The sequence below is a fragment of the Thermofilum pendens Hrk 5 genome (assembly GCF_000015225.1).
Taxonomy (GTDB): domain Archaea; phylum Thermoproteota; class Thermoprotei; order Thermofilales; family Thermofilaceae; genus Thermofilum; species Thermofilum pendens.
Genome location: NC_008698.1, coordinates 632,471 through 652,945 on the forward strand (window position 1 = coordinate 632,471; position 20,475 = coordinate 652,945).

At 53.4% G+C, this 20,475-nt stretch carries 19 protein-coding genes, 3 tRNA genes and 1 pseudogene; 13 read left to right on the top strand and 10 right to left on the bottom strand.

The annotated features are described in order from the left end of the window. The first annotated feature begins 16 nt into the window (after positions 1-16). The 4 genes from TPEN_RS03530 to TPEN_RS03545 all read left to right on the top strand — a co-directional run bounded on the left by TPEN_RS03530 (position 17) and on the right by TPEN_RS03545 (position 4,794). Positions 17-508: an adenosine-specific kinase gene (locus tag TPEN_RS03530; RefSeq protein ID WP_011752350.1), complete on the top strand. Its 492-nt coding sequence runs from the start codon at positions 17-19 to the stop codon at positions 506-508. A 41-nt stretch (positions 509-549) separates the two neighbouring features. Then, positions 550-906, top strand: a complete 357-nt coding sequence (gene pth2 / locus TPEN_RS03535) for a peptidyl-tRNA hydrolase Pth2 (RefSeq protein WP_011752351.1) — start codon at positions 550-552, stop codon at positions 904-906. Positions 907-981: 75 nt separating this feature from the next. Further along, entirely contained in the window at positions 982-2,316 is a 1,335-nt protein-coding gene (gene truD, locus TPEN_RS03540; protein WP_011752352.1) for a tRNA pseudouridine(13) synthase TruD, read from the top strand. 72 nt (positions 2,317-2,388) lie between these two features. After that, positions 2,389-4,794 carry a tRNA(Met) cytidine acetyltransferase TmcA gene (locus TPEN_RS03545; protein WP_011752353.1) on the top strand — a complete coding sequence of 802 codons (2,406 nt, stop codon included), beginning with the start codon at positions 2,389-2,391 and terminating at the stop codon, positions 4,792-4,794. A gap of 41 nt (positions 4,795-4,835) precedes the next feature. On the opposite strand, the gene TPEN_RS03550 is transcribed toward TPEN_RS03545, so the two are convergent. The 5 genes from TPEN_RS03550 to TPEN_RS03570 form a co-directional block, all read right to left on the bottom strand. Further along, a complete protein-coding gene (locus TPEN_RS03550) occupies positions 4,836-5,876 on the bottom strand; it encodes an ATP-binding protein (protein WP_011752354.1) in 1,041 nt (346 codons plus the stop codon). A gap of 81 nt (positions 5,877-5,957) precedes the next feature. Further along, complete coding sequence (locus TPEN_RS03555; RefSeq protein WP_187146351.1) at positions 5,958-6,584, bottom strand: DUF357 domain-containing protein; 627 nt, start codon at positions 6,582-6,584, stop codon at positions 5,958-5,960. Further along, the gene (gene dph5, locus TPEN_RS03560; RefSeq protein WP_011752356.1) at positions 6,569-7,432 is read right to left on the bottom strand and encodes a diphthine synthase; all 864 of its coding nucleotides are present in this window, start codon (positions 7,430-7,432) and stop codon (positions 6,569-6,571) included. The genes TPEN_RS03555 and dph5 overlap by 16 nt, the downstream gene beginning before the upstream one ends. 136 nt (positions 7,433-7,568) lie before the next feature. After that, positions 7,569-8,531 (bottom strand): transcription initiation factor IIB, encoded by a 963-nt coding sequence (locus tag TPEN_RS03565; RefSeq protein WP_052885102.1) that lies wholly within the window; start codon positions 8,529-8,531, stop codon positions 7,569-7,571. A 131-nt stretch (positions 8,532-8,662) separates the two neighbouring features. After that, positions 8,663-9,064, bottom strand: coding sequence for a type II toxin-antitoxin system VapC family toxin (locus TPEN_RS03570; protein WP_011752358.1), 402 nt, complete (start codon positions 9,062-9,064; stop codon positions 8,663-8,665). A gap of 510 nt (positions 9,065-9,574) precedes the next feature. Here TPEN_RS03570 and TPEN_RS03575 point away from each other — a divergent pair. The 6 genes from TPEN_RS03575 to TPEN_RS03595 all read left to right on the top strand — a co-directional run bounded on the left by TPEN_RS03575 (position 9,575) and on the right by TPEN_RS03595 (position 14,413). After that, the gene (locus TPEN_RS03575) at positions 9,575-10,933 is read left to right on the top strand and encodes a cyclic 2,3-diphosphoglycerate synthase (RefSeq protein ID WP_011752359.1); all 1,359 of its coding nucleotides are present in this window, start codon (positions 9,575-9,577) and stop codon (positions 10,931-10,933) included. 263 nt (positions 10,934-11,196) lie between these two features. Further along, positions 11,197-11,332 (top strand) — tRNA-Pro (locus TPEN_RS09950). 93 nt (positions 11,333-11,425) lie between these two features. Then, a tRNA-Leu gene (locus TPEN_RS03580) sits at positions 11,426-11,513 on the top strand. Positions 11,514-11,637: 124 nt separating this feature from the next. Continuing rightward, complete coding sequence (thsB, locus tag TPEN_RS03585; protein ID WP_011752360.1) at positions 11,638-13,299, top strand: thermosome subunit beta; 1,662 nt, start codon at positions 11,638-11,640, stop codon at positions 13,297-13,299. A 62-nt stretch (positions 13,300-13,361) separates the two neighbouring features. Continuing rightward, entirely contained in the window at positions 13,362-13,952 is a 591-nt protein-coding gene (locus TPEN_RS03590; RefSeq protein ID WP_011752361.1) for an AAA family ATPase, read from the top strand. Further along, a complete protein-coding gene (locus TPEN_RS03595) occupies positions 13,949-14,413 on the top strand; it encodes an RNA-binding domain-containing protein (RefSeq protein ID WP_011752362.1) in 465 nt (154 codons plus the stop codon). Before TPEN_RS03590 ends, TPEN_RS03595 begins: the two co-directional genes overlap by 4 nt. A 7-nt stretch (positions 14,414-14,420) precedes the next feature. Here the strand turns inward: TPEN_RS03595 and TPEN_RS03600 are convergent, their stop codons facing one another. Both TPEN_RS03600 and TPEN_RS03605 read right to left on the bottom strand, forming a co-directional pair. Beyond that, positions 14,421-15,347 carry an MBL fold metallo-hydrolase gene (locus TPEN_RS03600; protein WP_187146352.1) on the bottom strand — a complete coding sequence of 309 codons (927 nt, stop codon included), beginning with the start codon at positions 15,345-15,347 and terminating at the stop codon, positions 14,421-14,423. Positions 15,348-15,556: 209 nt separating this feature from the next. Continuing rightward, positions 15,557-15,763 (bottom strand): hypothetical protein, encoded by a 207-nt coding sequence (locus tag TPEN_RS03605; RefSeq protein ID WP_011752364.1) that lies wholly within the window; start codon positions 15,761-15,763, stop codon positions 15,557-15,559. Positions 15,764-15,824: 61 nt separating this feature from the next. Between TPEN_RS03605 and TPEN_RS03610 the strand changes: the two genes are divergently transcribed. Both TPEN_RS03610 and TPEN_RS03615 read left to right on the top strand, forming a co-directional pair. After that, positions 15,825-17,252: a hypothetical protein gene (locus tag TPEN_RS03610; RefSeq protein WP_011752365.1), complete on the top strand. Its 1,428-nt coding sequence runs from the start codon at positions 15,825-15,827 to the stop codon at positions 17,250-17,252. 95 nt (positions 17,253-17,347) lie between these two features. After that, entirely contained in the window at positions 17,348-18,424 is a 1,077-nt protein-coding gene (locus TPEN_RS03615) for a DUF373 family protein (protein WP_052885104.1), read from the top strand. 278 nt (positions 18,425-18,702) lie between these two features. Here the strand turns inward: TPEN_RS03615 and TPEN_RS10110 are convergent, their stop codons facing one another. Continuing rightward, the gene (locus tag TPEN_RS10110; RefSeq protein WP_281054512.1) at positions 18,703-18,831 is read right to left on the bottom strand and encodes a hypothetical protein; all 129 of its coding nucleotides are present in this window, start codon (positions 18,829-18,831) and stop codon (positions 18,703-18,705) included. Positions 18,832-18,856: 25 nt separating this feature from the next. Here TPEN_RS10110 and TPEN_RS10180 point away from each other — a divergent pair. Next, positions 18,857-19,486: pseudogene (locus tag TPEN_RS10180) on the top strand (TRM11 family SAM-dependent methyltransferase); the annotation flags it as partial. Between the two features lie 116 nt (positions 19,487-19,602). Here TPEN_RS10180 and TPEN_RS03625 read toward each other — a convergent pair. Both TPEN_RS03625 and TPEN_RS03630 read right to left on the bottom strand, forming a co-directional pair. After that, positions 19,603-19,698, bottom strand: a tRNA-Arg gene (locus tag TPEN_RS03625). 86 nt (positions 19,699-19,784) lie between these two features. Then, complete coding sequence (locus tag TPEN_RS03630; protein WP_052885106.1) at positions 19,785-20,372, bottom strand: PRC-barrel domain-containing protein; 588 nt, start codon at positions 20,370-20,372, stop codon at positions 19,785-19,787. Between the last annotated feature and the right edge of the window lie 103 nt (positions 20,373-20,475).

Below are 20,475 nucleotides of genomic sequence, written 5' to 3' on the forward strand. Positions count from 1 at the left end.
GATGGAGGAGAGGGGTATGGAGCTGAAATTCGAGGTTGTAGATGTGAAGCTCCCGTCCAAGTCGAACGTGATTATCGGCCAAACGCACTTCATTAAGAGCGTGGAGGACATAGCTGAGGCTGTATCTACGAGCGTGCCCGGAGTAAAGTTTGGGCTGGCCTTCAACGAAGCTTCGGGTGACAGGCTGGTACGCTACGACGGGAATGACCCCGAGCTCATCGAGGCAGCTATAGATGCGGCGAAGCGTATAGGCGCCGGGCATGTTTTCGTTTTGTTTATCCGGGACGCTTGGCCGATAAACGTCTTGAACCAGCTCAAAAACGTCCAGGAAGTAGCCAGTATCTTTTGTGCAACAGCTAATCCCGTTCAAGTAATCGTGGCGGAGACCCAGCAAGGGAGGGGGGTTATGGGAGTAATCGACGGCTTCACAGTTGTCGGCGTCGAGTCCGAGGAAGACAAGAAGAAGAGAGTAGAGTTCTTGAGGAAGATAGGCTACAAGAGGGCCTAGCATAAGAGTGCTTAAAAACACCTTTTTCTTTTAAGGTACGTATGGGATCTCTCAAGCAGGTCATAGTGCTGAGACGCGACCTTGATATGGGGAAGGGAAAGATGGTCGCTCAGGGGTGCCATGCATCAGTCTCGGCTGTGCTTGAGACCCTTAAGAGGAATAGGGAAATCGTGGAGAGGTGGGTCGAGGAGGGGCAGAGGAAGATCGTCGTTAGAGTTGACAGCGAGGAGGAACTACTAAGCGTGTATAGAAAAGCATTGGAGCTCGGGCTCGTAGCCGTCCTAGTAGAGGATAAAGGGTTAACTCAGCTTCCTCCAGGCACGCCCACGGCCGTGGGAATAGGACCCGCAGACGAAGAAATCATCGACAAGGTAACTGGGCACCTGAAGTTGCTATAGTGAATCTGCGCGTTTTCCTCCTAAGGACACGCGACACGCGAGAAAAGACTATAATGCCCCGAGCTTCTTAATCGCGTGGCGCGTCGCGCGGATAGCCAGCTCGACAGGCTGCTAGGCCTGGAGTACTACGGTTTAGACGGTGCTGGTACAGGTGGGAAGCTTAGAAGCTCGCTCGACGACTTCATCGTAAGGGAGATATCTATCGACGGGGAAGTAGCTTCTCCAGAGTGTAAGTACGCGGAGGGAGCCGGCGAGTTCACCTGGTTGGTGCTCGAGAAGAGGAAAATAGACACTGTGAGTGCAGCGAGAGCTGTTGCCAGGTTTTTTGGGCTAAAGTTGCGGGATGTAGGTATCGCGGGTCTCAAGGATACGTCGGCAGTTACGTACCAGTTCATCTCCATACCCGGAGAGGTCAAAATGGAATCAATAGAGGAGTTCAACCTGTCGCACAAGCGCGTTAAGCTACACTGCCCCTTCAGGAGGCCCTTCGCGTTGAAGCCCGGCATGCTCTACGGCAACTTCTTTAACGTGAAAGTGCGGGGTGCAGAGTGCCTGGAGTGTTTAGAGGCCTTGCTGCGCGAGTTGAAGGAGAAGAAGGCTGTACCCAACTACTACGGCTACCAAAGATTCGGCACCGTAAGGCCGGTCACGCACGTAGTCGGCAGGATGATACTCTTAGGAGAGTTTAAGGAGGCGGTCGAAGAGCTGATATACAAGGTCTTCCCGGGGGAGTCTCAAGTGTCAAGGAGGGCCCGCCTTTTCCTCTCAGAGAGCGGCGACCCCCTCAAGGCGTTGGAGCTCTTCCCCAAGTCTCTGAAGAGCGAGAGAGCTGTTCTGAGGCACTTGGCCAGGCATCCGGGCGACTACGTGGGGGCTTTGCGCGCGGTTTCGCCCTACGTGAAGAAACTCTTCATCGGGGCTTACCAGGCCTACCTTTTCAACAAGTTGCTCAGCAAGAGGATAGAGAGGGGTCTTTCCTACTACTACCCCGTTCCCGGCGACACGGTTGGGATATTCAGAGAAAAGAGAGGAGGCGAAGTCACAGGGGTGTTGAAGGTAAACGACGCCAACGTGGAGAAGGTGAAACGGTGGATAGACGAGGGCTTTGCAGTACTCCTACTCCCCGTGTTCGGGTACAACAGCAACCTTTCGCACGGAGTCGTCGGCGAGATAGAGCGCGAGTTACTGAGAGAAGAGGGAATCGACGTCTCTATGTTCAGGGTGAAGCAAATCCCCGAAGCATCATCCGCGGGGACCTATAGGTACGCCTCCCTAGTGCCCCATGCTCTGAATGTCCGGGTCTTCGGAAACGACTACGAGCTTACATTCGTACTAAACAAGGGAGCCTATGCTACCACCCTTCTACGAGAGCTGGTAAAACCCGTAGAGCCGGCGAGACAAGGCTTCTGAGTCGCGCGCCCGCGGCGCGCGAGCGCGTACACGCTTATAAGCCAAGCATGCTCTTTTATCGGGGGTTCTGGTATGCCGTTAGTCCCCTTGGAGCACCTAGACGAGGTGCGCGAAGAGCTAGTCAAGGCTAGGAAGAGTAGGCATAGAAGGCTCTTAGTGATAACCGGGGACGACGACTCGAGGCTCGTCACCACAGCTCTGGACTTCATATACAATGTTAAAGACCTGTTGTCAGGAGAGAAGGTGCTGTACACCTACCACGCCTTCTACTCGGACGGCGCTATGCGCAAAGAACTTTTTGAGAAAGGTGTTCCTCGCGAGCTTTCCGTGGACTACGTGTCGTACCACAAGTTGGACGAGGTTCTAGGGAGGACTTACGCCGCCGCTGTGGCGGACCTCGTGAACAACCTTGAGCCGAACGACCTTGGCAGGGTAATGGGGGTCGTTGAAGGAGGCGGGCTTTACATCTTCCTGCTTCCATCCTTTACGCGTCTCTTAGAAACGGTCACAAGGTTTCAGAGCAACCTGATAGTTCCTGGCTACACGGATAAGGATCTTAAGAGGTACTTCGAGAAGCGCTTCATAAAAAAGGTGATGGAACACCAGGGAGTAGCCGTCTACGACGCGGATAACAGGTACTGGGTCAAGAAGTTCGGGAAGACCCCCTCCACACCGTACGCTAGACCTAAGCCAGTACTACCGCAGAAGAGCAAAATACCGGTGAAGGTCTTCAACCTTGCTCTAACGCAGGACCAGGTAGAGGTACTTAAGATCTTCGAACACTTCTACGCAAAGGCGGAGAAGGAGAAGCTCGTATTCGTTCTAACGGCGGATAGGGGCAGGGGGAAGTCCTCAGCCGTGGGTCTAGGGGTTGGCTGGCTGGCCCACAGGCTTAGAAGGGCGAAGGGTAAATGCAAGGTTGTCGTAACGGCGCCCGCGGTGACGAACGTCCAGGAAGTGTTCCGCTTCTCGGCAGCCGTCCTGGACCTCTTCAAGCACAAGGTGGAGGTGCTAGAGGACGAGTCCGGTATGATAACCAAGTTGTTGTCTAAAGGCATCGAAATAGAGTACGTGACGCCCCTAGACGTTTTGAAGGCTAAGGGCGACTTGCTCGTAGTGGACGAAGCCGCCTCGATACCCGTACCTCTCCTCTTCAAAATGCTGAAGCGGTTCAACAAGGTTGTCTACTCCTCTACGATACACGGCTACGAGGGAGCCGGCAGGGGTTTCTCGCTGAGATTCCTCAAGCGCTTGAAGAACGAGGAAGGTGTAAAGCTTTACGAGTACGAAATGTCGGAGCCCATACGCTACGCTCCGGAGGACCCAATAGAGAAGTGGACTTTCGACTTACTGTTGCTGGACGCGGAACCGTGCGAGATAACGGAGGACGATCTCTCACTGGTAAGCGCCGGAGAAGTTTACTACGACGCGCCAAACGAGGAGGAGCTTTTCCTAAAGAACGAGGAGGAGCTTAGGCAGTTCTTCGGGATATACATCATGGCGCACTACAGGAACAACCCCAACGACCTAGGCATAATGATGGACGCACCGCACCACTTCCTGCGCATGGTTAGGCTGAAGAACGGTAAGATTGTAGTCTCGTTGGAGCTGGCGTCCGAAGGGAACCTCGGAGAAGACCTCTCCAAGGAGTCGGCGAAGGGGGCGTGGCTAATGGGTAACATCATACCCGACCGGCTCATAAAACACTACAAGATACTCGACTTCGGCAATCTAAGAGGGATACGCGTCGTGAGGATAGCGACGCACCCCTCCGTTATGGGGAAAGGTCTCGGTAGCTTTGCCCTTAGCAGGCTAGAGGAGGAGGCACGCAGAAACGGTTACGACTGGGTAGGCGCGGGCTTCGGGGTTACCTACGAGCTCCTTAAGTTCTGGCTTAAGAACGGCTATATACCAGTTCACATGAGCCCTGAAAAGAACCCTGTAAGCGGAGAATATACGGTCATAGTTGTAAAGCCTTTAAGCGAGAAGGCTAAAAGAATAGTCGACGTGATAGCCAAAGAGTTCAAGCAAAAGCTTCTAGGCTCGCTGGCATCGCCTTACTTCGACTTAGAACCTGAGGTAGCGCTTCTTCTTCTAAAGTCTACCCCGAGTTTCGAGGTAAAAGTCAACCTAACCAAGCTACAGCTTGCACGCTTCCTGACGTATGCGTGGAGCGACATGACGCTTGAGAACTGCATCGACGTGGTAGGTATAATGACGCGCCTATACTTCCTATCCAAGAAAAAGCCCTCTCTAAGCGAGCTACAGGAGCTTCTACTGGTCTCCAAGATCTTGCAGGCGAAGAGCTGGCATCTGACGTGCCAAGAGCTAAATCTCAGCCTCGCAGAGGCGACGAGCAACATGAAACAGATTGCGCAAATATTTTCGAAGGAGTTTCTGGGAGTGAACAGCGAGGAGGAGGCTCTAAGGTACTTTTTCCTCAGAATGGACGACCTCAACGAGGGGGTTAGTGCCTGATACAAGAATAGTGGTAAAAGCCTTCGGGCTGGAAGCGCAAGCTACTCTGGAGAGAGAACCCGCACGAGCCTCGCTGTTCTACACAGAGATAGACAGAGTCCGCAGAAGTCGCACCTACTGTCCGCTACGGCGTCTGTTGTTTCCCCCGCACTCAACGGGTTTAAGGCGCCGTAGGGACATACGTCCGCGCAAACCTCCTCCTCGGATAGAGTGACGGAGGGGAGGAGCCCTGTAGCTATACTACGCCAGTTCAATGGGAGGTCGTTCTCCACCGTGCCTGCTATCTTCAAGTGCTTAAACATGAGCGCGGTATCAAATAACACAATGTCGAACGCCGTTATAGGGTCATGCTCCTTTATCTCCTCCAACGGCTTATCGCTTACAATCGCCGTTGAAACGTTTAGCTCTGTGATTAGGCGCGCCCATATCAGGGAGTACACTTCCGAGAGAAGAGGCGAGTGCACTCGAAACAAACTCTTACCCACGGCGTACACCGGGTGGGGAGAGAAGACTATTCCTCCTACACCGGCATCGACCAGGAGTTTGAGGAACGCGTCGGATAGGGGTACGCCGGGGGAGACCTTCACGACGACTGGACTAGGTGCCGCCGATACGAACTCCTCCACTATGTCGAGGGCGAACGCCTCGAAACTTTTCCGCTGGCCGTACAGAATGCCGAGAACTCCGAGGTCTACTTCGAAGGCGTCAACAGCCTTGGAGAAGCTTGAAGCCAGCGCTCGTAACTCTGAGAGCTTCGGCGTAGCAATAGAGGCAACTATCTTCGTTGAAGGTAAACGTGCCCGTATACTTTCAGCCAGCCTGAATGCCGTGTCGGCATCGAGATAAAGCGGTCTTGTTAACGCCAAGTAATCACCAGGCGAGCGGTACCTAGCGATGTAAACCCTCGTTGTCCGCTCACCCCCAACGTTGCCCACGCCGTATGTTACCGTGGGAAGAAAGAGTATAGGCGGTGCCTCGTAGCTTCCCAGCCCCTCGCCGAGGGCCCTTGCGAGAAGCACGTCGTCGCTGCTTACACCCCACCTACCCTGCAGTTGAAGCCCGGCAAAGTAGGCGTGCGCCAATACATTCCCCTTTTTCAACAGTGTTGCCGGTATTCAAAAGGGTAACTGTGTGCTACGAGGATGCCGGTACCTCTCCGCGCGCTACAGCAGTAGTGACTTGTACTTTGTCGACGAGTAGTCATTCAGTCTTTTGTCTAGCACTTTTATCTCTACGTTTAGCCCGGCTTCCTGAACAGCCTTCTCAACGATAGGTAGAAGCCCTCCCTGATCTGCACCCAGGAACACTATGTCCGGTTTAACCCTTCTAAGAGCGTTTGCGAAGTTCGGGGGATAGTCTCCCAGAAACGCATCGGAGACAAACTTGAGCGCTTTAAGCATTTCTAATCGTTCTTCCTCCGAAAACAAGGGTTGCCTACCTTTTGTGTCGATAACCGTCTTGTCGCGTGCTACCACCACGTATACGTTGCCCAGCTCGCTGGCCCTCCTAAGAAAGTAAATGTGTCCTGGGTGTAGCAGGTCGAAGACTCCTCCTACCAGAACTCTTTTCCGGCGAGAAGGCACTGAGGGCCATTCGAACGTAACCCTCCCAAGGAATCTTAGAGCGTCGAGCAACCCTTCGGCGTAGGAGGAACAGGCAATCGATGTTTCACAGTCACCCTTTTCCAAGTAGAACCTTGCGTCACTGACATAGCCTCTTACAAGTCGCAGTGTTTCCTCGACCCCACCTTCTGGAAGAACCACCTTCAGGCTCTCTAAGGCTCTCTCCACGTTGGCGATGTACCGCTCTGCTTTTTCTTCGCATTTACCTTCGCGTTCCACGACTTAAACACCTCGACAGGTCTTCCAGTCTTGTAGTGTAAGAAATCTATTTCGGAGTCGTGAAGCTCGCCCGGCACGATCAAGGTGTGAGGAGCGTTTCCCAGGTCTGCGTTAATGGCCTCAGAGATCCTTCCCGCGAATACCTTCTCGTCCTCGGCAGTCGCCCTAGCAACGCCTATAACGAGAGTATTCTCGTCTACGACGTTTTCCTGAAACCTCTCCTCTAACCTCAGTAACAGTTCGCTAGCTTCGCGGAAAAGCATGTACCTCCCCTCGTCAGCCCTTATGTCCAATAGAAAGATCGTATGGAGTCCTCTTGAAACATTGTCCTTTAGAACGCTGTACGGTGTATACGGGTAGTTCTTCAGAGATGGGTCCTCCGGAAACACCAAGCTCACCACACGCCCGAACTTGTACACGTGCAGCCCCGTAGAGGCTATGATACCGTCGATAATTGAGGGAGCCGGTAGCACCCTAACCTTGATGCCTCTTTTCGCAGCCTCCACGACTATTGAGGAATGCGTCGTCGCGATTAGTGGATTCCCGATGGTTAACAGCAAAGCTTTACCTCGTGCGGCTACCTCCAGTACAGTCCTAGCGCTTTCATCCTCTAAGTCTTTCCTAGTTACCAGCTTGACCCCCCGCCCCAGCACGCTGACAAGGTCCTCTACACGGAGCCCCGGTGACACACTCGTATAGGTTTCGAGAAAAATCTCGTCAGCATCCTCAGCTTCTCTTAAAAGCCCTACAGAAATATCTCGCGTACCGCAGAGCCCAAGCCCAGCAACTACGAGCATATACTTCTCCCCCTCTTTTTCACGATTTCTTCTATTGATAGCTTGCTGAACTGTAATATCTTGCGACTGTTAAGTCTTCTGGCAACAATGCTAACTGTCACGAGTCTCTGTGAAGAAAAACCGAGTCACGATATTCCTACTTCTTAGATACGGGGAGCTTTATGTCGAGTTTTTTAACTAGCTCCTTGTACCTATTCCTCACGGTGACCTCAGTGACCTTGGCTGCCCTCGCAACCTCCTTTTGTGTCCGCATCTCTCCGTTCTGAAGCGCCGCGATATATATCGCGGCGGCCGCCAGCCCGGCGGGGTCCTTACCAGCGGTTAGACCAGCGTTTCTGGCCTGGTCGATTATCTCCATTGCTCTCTTGATCGTAGCTCCGGAGAGGCGTAGCAGGGAACCTATTCTCGGCACGAAGTCGGCGGCGTTGGGTAGGGGCACCTTTAAGGATGCCTCTCTCAAGAGCAACCTATAGCACCGAGCGACGTCCTTCCTGCCTGCTCTGGTGTAGAGCGCTATCTCGTCAAGCGTCCTCGGAAGCCGCATCTCTCTGCATGCTGCATAGACCGCTGCTGCCATCACGGACTCGATCGATCTTCCGCGTACCAGGTTACTGTCCAGTGCGCTCTTGTATATGTCGAGAGCCCTGTCCAGGACTGCTTTGGGAAGACCCAGCTGTGCTCCCAGCCTCTCAAGCTCTATCACTGCCTGGGCGAGGTTTCTCTCCATTGAGCTCTGAGCTCTGGCGCGTACCTGCCACTTCCTAAGCCGTAGCATCTCGATTCTCTTCCTAAGGCTTATCTCCCGGCCCGCAGCGTCCCGTCCACCCCAGTCTATATCTGTGACAAGGCTTTCAACACCATACCTGGAGATCGGGGCTCCTACCCTGCTTCTCTTCTCCCTCTCCTCTGGAGTGAATGCCCTCCACTCCGCTCCTTGGTCAATCTCCCTTTCGCTCATCACGTAGCCGCAATTCGCGCATATAATCTCCCCTCTCGTAGCATCGTAGATTAGCCTGGTGCTCCCGCAGTTAGGGCATCGTAGCTCTCTTTCTTCCTCAGAATCCTCCGGATTAACGTTCTCTTTTCTTTCCTCAACCATACTCTCACGCCCGAAACCCATTTAAACCTTTCCAATTAGTCTTCGCCGAAGCAGTATTTAAATATTTCGCTAACTTTAAGTTTCACCATGAAGCCTCACCAACACTGTCTACGTACGCGCGGTGAAAAGCGTCAGGACAGCCTGCCGGTCGATCGCCTTAAGAAGAGCACCTCAACCCCAGCTTGCAAAGCGTTTTTCTTAAGATTTCTATCGGCCGTGGCGAGTATGTAACCTTCCTTAAAGGCTAGGTTCACCAGGGATTTATCGACGTCTTTTCCGACCTCACAGTCAAGAACTTCGAAGAGCTTTGGATGCCTTTTCAAAACCTCTTCCAGAAGTTTCAGTGCTAGCTTGGCTCTTCTTGCCTTCGCCCCACGCGAGCTAAGCGAGAGATGTTTGAGCTCGCTTAGCACCGCGCTCGGAACAACCACGCGGCACACGTCTTCTCTCTCGAAAAGTACGTCCAGCAGGTCTAAGCCTTTCTCTGCAAGATACATGAACACGCTTGTATCTACTAGTACTTTTTTACACATTGCGCGCGGCTGTAACTACGACTAGGTGCGGATATAAGGCTTGCCCACGCGTGAGCATTTGCCTAACGCGCTGTGACATCGCTCAACCTGTGAGGATAAAAAGGGTTTTTTCGGCTCCAAATCCTCGCCTCCATCAGTTTCGAAGCCTCCCCGACCTATCTCATCGCGGTTCTCTTTGCCCTTGCTTTCGCCTGCGCAGCACTCAGCGCGCACTCCCCGTCCTCCCCGACTTGTGCGCGTGGAGAAACGGGCTTCCGCGTTTACAAACTTGGGAGAAAGAAGAAGGGAAAAAGAAGGTTTTTAAGGTTACTTCGCGCACGAGCGTTAAGGGCATGCTTCTGGGTAATAACTTGAATTTATAACGTATACTAGGATCCCCGCGCGCCTTAATAACGTTGCTATTTTACAAATATGTCCAGCGTGTTTTTTACTAAGGTCATTGGCTACCTCTGAAGCATATTCGCGGTAATTAATTTATTTAAGTATTAAGGATTTTCCTAGGCGCCGCAAATGACTCTCAGAGGTAAACGTGTCAAAGCGATTATAATGGGGGCGGCGGGCCGGGACTTCCACAACTTTAACGTTCTCTTCCGGAATAACCCCGAGTACGAAATTGTAGCATTTACAGCGGCACAAATACCTTTTATTGACAACAGAGTATACCCGCCGGAGCTTGCCGGCGAGCTGTATCCTAACGGTATACCCATATACCCGGAAAGCATGCTAGAGGAACTCATAAAGAAATTCGGCGTTGAAAAAGTTTTCCTGTCCTACAGCGACCTGACGGCAGAGGAGGTCGCTGAGAAGGCTGGGCGCGTAGTAGCGGCGGGCGCCGAGTTTGTTCTGCCCGGAGTCTACGAGACGATGATCTCTTCTCGGAAGCCGGTCATAGCTGTTACAGCTTCTAGAACAGGCGCCGGGAAGAGCACTGTTAGCAGGAGGGTAGCGAGAGTACTAAGAGAGCTGGGCGTAAGGTTCGTCGTAGTGAGGCACCCGATGCCTTACGGGGACTTGTTAAAGTCTGCTGTACAGCGTTTTGCCTCCTTGGAGGATCTCGAGAGGTACAACTGCACGATAGAAGAGAGGGAGGAGTACGAGCCTCACATAGAGTCTGGCAACGTCGTCTATGCGGGCGTCGACTACGAAGCTATACTTCGAAGGGCGGAGGAGGAGGCCGACCTGGTGCTGTGGGACGGGGGGAACAACGACTGGCCCTTCTATAAACCGGATCTCTACATCACAGTTGTTGACCCGACTAGACCGAAGGACGTCGTGTCTTCGTACCCGGGCTATGTAAACGTCAGGCTCGCAGACGTGATAGTGGTTAACAAGGTTAACGTGGTAAGCCCGGAGAGCGTAGACCTTGTTGAGAAGAGTGTCCGAAGGATAAACGAGCGGGCAGTGATAGTAAGAGCGAAGTCGGAGCTCTACGTGGATAAACCGGAGCTTATCCGTGGTAAACGCGTGCTTGTAGTAGAGGACGGACCCACCGTTACGCACGGAGGTTTAAGCGTAGCGGCAGGCTACTATGCCGCCGTGAAGTACGGAGCACGAGAGGTAGTCGATCCGAGGCCCTACGCTGTAGGCACCATTAAAGATGCCTACGAGAAATACACGCACATCGGACCCGTACTCCCAGCGCTGGGGTACAGCCAGCAGCAGTTAAGGGACTTAGAGAAAACGATAAACTCCGTGCAAGCTGATACAATAGTTTTAGGAACTCCGAGCAACCTCTTGCTCTACCTCAACGTGAATAAGCCCGCAGTGAGAGTAAGGTACGAATTGGAGGAAATCTCCAAACCGGACCTCCGCGACATATTGGTGAATTTCGTCGAGAAGAAAATCCCGTCGGCACGCGCGAGAGCTTAATCCTCCGTGTGAGAGTGTGAACAGAAGGGCGTCCTGGATCGATTTTTCTTCGCCTTAACTGCTTTGCACGCCCGCACGCCTCCTGGAACGCTTGAAGAAAGCACGAGACAAAGTACTCAAAAAAACTGGAGTCAGAAGGTTAAGGAAATAGGCCAACAGGAAACAGGTGTCCGGCCTCCTTCCCCCCAGCCTCCTTGTCAAGCACGGCACGGGTTGCGCATAAAAGCTTATAAATACGCGAAAAGTGTAATGAGCATACGTCCGGGGCCGTAGTCTAGCTTGGTAGGATAGGCTTCCCTAAAGCCAGCCTGGGGGTGTACCCCGTGACCGGACCGCTGGAGCGCGCGGTTCGCCGCGCGTAGCGAGTGGTCCCGGGTTCAAATCCCGGCGGCCCCACCACGTTACATAAATTCTTCGGCGTGTTTACACGTAAAGGAAAAACTGAACTCGAAAAAAATTCATAAGGGTGGAGGCTGAGTTAACTACCGGAAAGCGGGGGTGCCCGAGCTAGGACAAAGGGGGCGGACTTAGGCTCCGCTGGCGAAGGCCTGCCCGGGTTCGAATCCCGGCCCCCGCACCACTTCTTTGGTTTAGCATATGTTCCTTGGAACTCGGAACCGCTTCTTGCGCGAAAAGTTTTTATAGAAGCGATAATTAAAGCCTTGAAGGCGAAAGAAGGTATGGCATCTATAGGAGGTGGTGGTATGGCATCGGTGGCACAACTAGGAGGAGTTCCAGTGTTGATCCTGAAAGAGGGTACTTCGCGCCAGGCCGGGCGCGAAGCGCTTCACCTCAACATAATGATCGCGAAAGCAGTCGCGGAGACCGTCAAGACTACGCTAGGTCCTAAAGGCATGGATAAGATGCTTATCGACACTCTCGGAGACATAACGGTCTCCAACGACGGTGCAACAATCCTAGACGAGATGGACGTACAGCACCCGATCGCTAAGCTGATGGTCGAGGTAGCAAAAGCACAGGACAAAGAAGTCGGAGACGGCACTACGACCGCTGTTGTGCTGACAGGAGAACTTCTAAAGGAGGCCGAGAAGCTCCTCGAAAAGAACATACACCCAACAATAATCGTCAGCGGCTACAAGAAGGCTGCGGAGAAGGCCCGCGAAATTCTGGCCTCCAAGGCGATAAAGGTAGACCTTAACGACACGGAGACCTTGAAGAAAGTAGCAGCGACGTCCATGCGGAGTAAGGCGGTAGCCGCCCTAAGGGACTACTTCGCAGACATAGCGGTTAAAGCCGTTAAACAGGTAGCCGAGGTAGTTAACGGCAAGTATGTCGTTGATATCGACAACATTCAGATAATCAAGAAGAAGGGAGGAGCATTCCTGGATACACAGCTCATATACGGCATAGTCGTCGACAAGGAGGTTGTGCACCCGGGTATGCCTAAGAGGGTTACGAACGCGAAGATAGCCCTTCTAGACGCCCCGCTGGAAGTAGAGAAGACGGAGATAGACGCGGAGATTAGGATCTCCTCGCCGGACCAGATGCACCAGTTCCTCGAGGAGGAGGAGAAGATACTCAGAGACATGGTCGAGAAGATTAAGGAGAGTGGTGCTAATGTTGTTTTCTGTCAGAAGGGTATTGATGATGTTGCTCAGTACTACTTGGCTAAGGCTGGTATTCTTGCTGTTAGGCGTGTGAAGAAGAGTGATATGGAGAAGCTTGCTAGGGCTACTGGTGCTAGGATTCTTACTAGGGTTGAGGATATTACGCCTGAGGCTCTCGGTAGGGCTGAGCTTGTGGAGGAGAGGAAGGTTGCAGACGAGAAGATGGTATTCGTCGAGGGATGCCCCAACCCCAAGAGCGTAACAATACTAGTAAGAGGAGGCTTTGAGAGGGCTGTCGACGAGGCCGAGAGATCCATAAAGGATGCGCTCTACGCGGTGGCAGACGTGCTGAAGCATCCCTACATAGTGCCTGGAGGCGGAGCGATCGAGGCTGAGCTCGCGAGGGAGCTTCGAAAGTACGCTCCGGAGGTCGGAGGAAAGGAGCAGCTCGCGATAGAAGCATTTGCGAACGCCCTGGAAAGCATACCAAGGACTCTCGCCGAGAACTCCGGCCTAGACCCCATAGACATAATTGCGGACCTGAGAGCGGCGCACGAGGATCCCTCGAAGTGGAGCTACGGTGTTGACGTCGTAAACGGTGGAGTAACCGACATGATCGCACTCGGAGTCTTCGAGCCGGCAACCGTCAAGGACCATGCAATAAAGGTAGCGACGGAGGCTGCAGCAATGATACTGAGGATCGACGACATAATCTCCGCGTCTAAACTGGAAGAGAAGAAGGGCGAAAAGGAAAAGAAGGAGGAGAAGGAGGAAGAAAAGTCCTCTGAGTTCGACTAAATTTTTCCTCTCTTTTCTTCTACTCGTAAAAGCAAGTTTTTTAAGGGTTTAGGCTTTCTCTCATGATGCAAAGTAGCGGTGTACGGTCGAAGTTCCTTATACTAGTCACCGGTATGCCGGGAGCTGGTAAAACAGTGTTCTCGCGCGTAGCCTCCTCAATGGGCGTACCGGTGCTAAGCATGGGAGACGTTGTTCGAAGCTACGCTGCTGAACGAGGTCTCCCCATGAACGATGCGAGTCTTGGCAAGATCTCTCTGGAGCTTCGGGAAAAGTTCGGGCGAGCGGTAATAGCCGAGAGAACATTTGAGAGATTAGCTTCCATAGATCAAGGCGTAGTCGTGATTGAAGGGTTGAGGAACTTGGAGGAGCTGTTCTACTTTAGGGAAAGGGCTTCCGAGGCGTACTTGGTCGCTATTCACGCTTCCCAGAAGACGAGGTACGAGAGGCTGAGAAAAAGAGGGAGAAAGGACGATCCGCTTAAATGGGAAGAGTTCTTGGAGAGGGATCTTAGAGAGCTCAGCGTGGGTCTCGGGTCTGTTATAGCTCTTGCCGACATAATGCTGGTAAACGAGGGAAAAACCGAGGAGGAGTTCGAGGAGGAATGCAGGGAAGCTTTGCAGAAATTGCTAGCGCGCGCAGAGGGGTTGCGATGAAGGTAGTGGTAAGGGCACCCTTCTACCCCACGGAGTCCCTTGAAAAGGTTCTATCGAGTATATTCAACCTCTTCGATGCGCCTAAGGAGTCATGCGCAGTCGTGGGTGAAGGCAAAGGTAGGTATATCGAGTGCGTTTTCCACAACCATAAACCTCTCGAAAAGTTTAGGAGGCTTTTAAGGCAACAGAGAATACTGGACGCCGCGAGGTCGTACGTGGAGCGAGGGTTGCGGGAAGGCGAGGTAAAGTTCTACTTGAACAAGCAGGCAGCGTTCGCCGGGAAGGTAAGCTTCTGCACGTACGAAGCCGGGGAAAGCCCGCTAGGCTCAATAATAGTAGTCATAGAGCTTGGAAAGTGCTCCCCAGATGAGTTCCTCAACTGGTTAGCTCCTAGAACGGTCAACGGAAAGCCTGTCGGAGAGGTATCCGAGCTGAAGTGCCTAGAACAAGGCTCAGGGTAGGTTCGCATTAGATGCAATCGGTATTAATGCGCACGCTGAAAACGCGTGGCTCGGTGAATGCTACGTCTATAGTTAGCCCCTTCTCGGCTATTAGTACCCTCGGGTATTCGCCCACAGCCTCTGAAAGGTCGACTGCCGGGTTTCTGTACATCGCGCTGAAATGCGTCAAGACGAGAAGCCTCGACCGCGTCGCCTTAAACACCGCAACCGCGTCCTCGACAGTCGAGTGCGCCATGTAAGGCTTCCTGTACCAGTCTCTCTTAAGGAGCGTTGAATCATGTATAAGGACATCCGACTCCATAGCTTTAGACGCGAACCTGTGGCTAGGAAGCGAGTCTCCCGTGTACGAGATCTTTACGCCGCGGACCACTTGCTTAACGAAGCTGTTGAGACTGTACTCCTTAGAGCCTACCCTCACTTTTCCCTTTTCGAGAAGCTCCTTGCGTAGCGCAGGAGGAATCTTCTCTTGTTCCAGCTTCTCCTCGTCTAGCTTCACTTTATCTTCAACCCTGATAATGTAGGACAAAGCCCCGTAGCTGTGCGGCGCCGCCACGTAGCTTACTGTAAGCGGCAGGCCCGGAAAACGAAGGATTCCTTCCCACCCGTAGAGCTCCGTCAGGCTTACCGGGTAGCCTGTAGTCCTCCTACCGGTAACCACCGAGCCAAGACCCGGGGGTCCGTAAACGCTAAGAGCCCTCTCTCTTCCGAGCAAGGACAGCGTCTCTAGGAGAGGGATTAACCCACTGTAGTGGTCGCTGTGAAGGTGAGTCACGAAAATGTAAAGGGGCGAGTTTACTCCTAGGTGGAAGCACTCCAAGGCCTTCTGGCAACGCTCTCCCACGTCTAACAGGAAGACTGTGTCGGCCATCTTCACCGCTATGCATGGTTGCTCGGCACTCTTCGGGGTCACCGCTCCTCCGGTTCCCCAGAACATAATGCGAATGCTCGAGATATTCATCGTGGAACCCTGTGTGTACACTACGTAGGCTTAATATACTACAACCCAAAGAAAGTTTTGGTTGTGCTCTATAACGCGTAGGTTCCGAAAAGGTTTTCTCGTTCCTTGGTTTACAAACATGGGAGAAAGCTGAAACCGAGTATCTCCCCAGTTTACAAACCAGGAAAAAGGAGAAAAAGGGGTTTTTACGCTAGCCCTAGCCCCCTGAGCTCTTCGACGTCCTTCTCTAGCTCTCTTGCTAGCTCTTCGTCTTCCTCGACGCGCGGGGCGCTTTTCACGGAGGCTAGGAACTCCTCTACCGCGTCTAATGCTTCGGCGAGGCGCGCCTCGTAGAGCTCGTCGCGCCTAAGAGTGCTCGCCAGGATACGCGAGGGAGCGCCGACAGTCCGCACGGTAATCCCTGGAGCACGCCCCTCGCAGGGTGCCTGTCCACCATTTAAGGAAGGGTTAAGTATGGGTAGGGAAATGATGGGGTGTGAGAAAAACGTGGCGGCTGAGGAGGCAGGGTTCGAAGAGTTCGACGAGTGGTTCATTCGCAGGAAGATCGAGGAGCTCCTGAGGAAGGCGCTGTTTCCGAGCGACGGCTATAGGGGGCTCGAGGCTACTCGCAACGAGGTTGCGCGGGAGCTTGCGGAAATAAGGGGCAACTATGCTCGGTACGGCGAGGCCTACGTAGAATACGTTGGCAGGCTCGGGGAAGGCGAGGAGAAGGCGATCAAAGAGGCTGAGAAAGCGATGAGGGAAGCCCTGGAGCACGTAGACGAGCTCGAAATCAGGAGGACAGGCAGAGCGCACTGGAAGGCTAAGCTTCCAGGCAGGAGTTGGAGGCTATACGTACACTTGAAGCCTAGCGGGTACTGGGAGGTCGAGATCCGTTTACATCTCAGAGTCGTCAAGCTCAGGCTACCCGATACCCTGAGGCTCCCACCTGAGCTACTTAGAGCCGCCCAAGAGGGCTGGATCATGGGAGACGCATCGTACCGCGCGGACCGCGAAGAAGTCACGATGACTACAGCGCAGACATGGCAAGTAGCCTCCTTCCCTGGCTTCTGGCCGGGGAAGGAGGTGGCTGTCTACGTTGATAGAATCGAGATCCACGAGACGAGAGTCAGCGTTAAGTGGTACGTGGTTGTTAAGGGTGTTCGCGACGCGCCTCGCTGGTGGAGTCTCTCCAAAAAGGAGAAGCAGGGTATTATCTTGGCGGAGATCGAGGCGGCGAACAGAGGAGAAATCGACATTTTCAGGGCGCTAAAGCTCGCATTGCTATACGTTACGGATGGAATGTATCCAGGGTCAAGCAACACAGCTAGACATGTGCTGGATTTCGCGGTCGGTCAAAATTCTCGCCGAGTTAGAACCGAGGGTGCGGTGAAGGTTGCGAGGCTTCTCTACGAGAAAGTACCGCAACTCTTAGCGTACATGGTTGCGTCAGGCTGCCAGAAAGCAGAGTTCTTAGCGAGCCTGGCATCCGTGAAGCCGCGACACTACGCACCTCGCTACCTAGAGGTTGCGGGTGTCAAAATGACCTTGCTACTCGTAGGCGCTTCACGCGCGCTTGCGGCAGTGGTGTACGTAACCGAGGATAACGAGGAGACGCTTAGGGGTTTCCCTGAGAGGGCGAGGCGGGAGGGCTTAGAAGTCAGGAAGGTGAAGGTGAGCAAGGGGCGCTGGGGTTATCGCGCCGGGCAAAAGGAGTTGCTAAGGTATGCCGATAAGCGCCCAATAGTTTACGACACACTCATAGCGTTCGTGGAGGAGAGACTCGGAGCAATGCCTCTCAATCACCCAGCAAGGCCGAGTGTGGAGCGCCTCCTGGAACGCCTAAAAAAGGCGCGCGAAAGAGCGCTTAGAAAGCTGGGGGACCAAGACGCTAAAGAGTAAGACCACCATGGAAAGGCGCCCGGCCCCCCTCCTCTTGTGCGAGTTGTAGAGGTGAGGTTTTAAGGGGGTTAAACGTTATACTAGGCGTGCGTGCGATGGCGGCTACGGGTAGGCGGCTCCTAGTGCTATGTGTGGATAGGGATAACGACGTCGGTACAGTTCTCAATGTAAAGACACCACTTGTAGGCGAGGAGGCTGTGCTCAATGCGGCTGTCGAGTATAGCCTTGCACGCCCAGACGACTCCGACTCGAACGCTATGTTCGCGGCCGTCCAGACGTACCGCGAGCTTAGAAAGACGTACGGCGACGGCGTCGAGGTCGCGCTTGTAGCGGGGCTGGAAAGGGAGGGCGTGGAGGGGGATATGAAAATTCTCCAAGAGCTCGACCAAGTACTCTCGCAGGGCCGCTTTGACGGTGTCGTCTTGGTGTCCGACGGTCCCACGGATGAGGCAGTGGCGCCGCTGATACAGTCGAAGCTTCCAATAGTGTCCATCAGGCGTGTTATAGTACAGCAGGAAAGGGGGGTAGAGGAGACCTTCGTGTTGCTCGTGAACTACGTGAAAAAGGCCTTTACGGAAGAAAACTACAAGAGGTACTCGCTGGGGCTTACGGGGCTCTTCCTGGTAATCTACAGTTTACTCTCATACTTCCTACCGCAGTTCGTATGGCCTATACTCATAACCGCCCTCGGGGGATTCATGTTCTTCAAGGGCTACGACCTGGGCGAATACTTCTCAAGCATCTACAAGACAAAGCCCATAACGTTCGCGTCAATCCTCCTCTCGATCATATTATCGCTTCTCGCATTGATACAGGGGATCTACGCTGTGCTTAAAACGCCTTACATCGACTTCTTCGGAGCCATCGGGAGGCTCCTGTTGGCGCCTGTAGGTGCCCAGTTGTTAGCCGTGGATCTACTAGTCCTTGGAGCGGTTCTACCGTTTCTAGGAAGCCTTATAGACGCCGCGATAGCGGGTAAGGAGACTAGGTACAGCGATGCACTAGTCATAGCCGTTATACTCATGGCGAGGCAGCTCGCCGTCGAGACGGCGCGCTTCCTCAGTGGCGGTGGAGACATACGGGGTGTCCTCACGTGGTCCTTTGTAGTGCTAAGCAGCGTGGTCGTAATGGTAGTAGCGTTCACGCTTGAGAGAGGCGCCAGAAGGCAGTGAGAATACGCTGGAAAGAGCCGTTGCGCCACCCTTGCTCCGTAATCCTTGAGGCGTTACTTCGTGAAGGGTGGGACCATGTTCTTGGAGAAGTTCAACGTTAGTTATCCGAACGAACCGCGAGTCTTCGCTGTATATACGACGTGGTGTGTTTCCCGGTGCAATTTTTACGAGACGCTGGAAGCGCTGGAAAGTACCGGAGAAGCTCGAGTGCTAGGCTCTCTCGGCGACCGCCTCGTGTTTCTAGCCGCGAGAAGCCTCGAGGGCATAGTAGAGAGGCTCTACAGCGTCGCGTGCGTAGAGGAGCTGTACTTCGTCCTGGGAGAGGCGAGGCTGGGAGAGAGACCCCTCCTAGAGGGAGACATGCTGTCCAGAGTCTCACACCTCCTTCTCCACGCTACGACTTTCAACGTGAAAATTCTCGATTGCGAAAAAATGCTGGGTGTAGAGGAAAAGGCGAAGCTTAGAGAAGATTTTTCGAAGATTCTGAAAGAGCTACGCGAAGGGCTCAGAGCATCCAGAACCGGGCCGGACTTGGAGTTCGTTGTCATAGTGCTTAGCCGTGACAGAGCTCTCCTGTCTTTAACCGTCAAGAGATACAGGAAGGATAGGTTCGCTTTTCGAAGTCCTGAGCGAAGGGCTTACTCGCAGCCGAGCGCGCTAACACCTTGGCTTTCCCTCACAATCCTCAACCTGGCCTTGGCAACCCAGCCAGCGGGCGGAGAAGGGGGTTTTGACGTAGCTTTCCTGGACCCGTTCTGCGGCACGGGAGGAGTTCTGATAGAGGCAGCTCTTCAGGGGATGTACTCCGTTGGCGTCGATGTAAACTATAGGCAAGTGAGAGGATCGAAAAAGAACCTAAGCGTCTTAGGGCTAAGGGCGGTAGCAGACCTTGTCCTCTGCGACTCTACAAAGCTCCCCTTTAGAGCCGAGGCGTTCAATGCCGCAGCCTTCGATCCCCCATACGGGAGGCTCGCACCGACTCATGGGAGAGACCCCGGAGAGATTCTTCGAGGAGCCTTGAGAAACGTAGTTGAGTCCGTTAAGCCTCGGGGAAGAATAGCTTTCTTCGCCTCCGACATGCTCCTTCAAAACGTAGACGCACCAGCGCTTTGCGATGTATACGAGCACAGCTCCCTAACGAGACATGTGATCGTAGTTCGCAGAACTAACCACGCGGCTGGCGGGCCCGCCGGGACTTGAACCCGGGACGTCCGCGCGCACCAGCGCTCAACGGCTCCGCAGGCCGCCACGCTTCCTAGCTACGCCACGGGCCCTTTACCCAGCAGATGTTAAAGTTTCCACGATATAGACTTTTCGCACACGACCCCTGCGCGCGACGCCACGTGCGGTAGATCTAAGGCTATCCGAATATCTTCTCGAGCTCTCTTAAGGGTATAGCTGGTAGCGAGAGTGAAAGCACATCCATTATCTCGTATATTCTCCTTTCCTCTTCCTTATTTAGCGTAACTTCCCCGCTCTGCACCATGTGGTTCAGAGCGTCTAAGAGTGTGGAGGCCTCCATGCGCAGGTGTACTTTCTTCCTCTCTATCCTACTCCTCGCAACATTGTACTCCTCGCGGGGGATCTCGCCGCTTATCAGTTTTTCATCGAGAACGAGAAGCTCGTCGCGTAGCTTCCTCAGCTCTTCCGCGATGTCGGAGAGCCTCCCGATTATCGAGAGAATAGCCTCCTGGGAGTGGTCCAGGAGAATAATCCTGTTGTTCTCTACCCTGATCCTTTCCGGTGGAACAACGATCTTCCCGTTGGAGTCTGTCTTTAGTACAACCTTTATCGGCTGTTTCTCGCGCTTAGACACGTAAATCTTCCATATCTTGCCTACTTTCTCCCCGCTCCTTCTGTAAACGACCTTACCGACTATCTTTTCAAGTAGCTTTCTATCCGTTATCTCGCTTAGAACTATGCCCCTCATAACCTCCTCAAACGTCATGTGCTTTAAAGGGCTTTTCAAGACGTACTCTCGCGGGAGATTATTCGCAAAGGGGAAAGACGTACATATTACGTTCATTATCCGCGCACTTTGCTAAACGGAC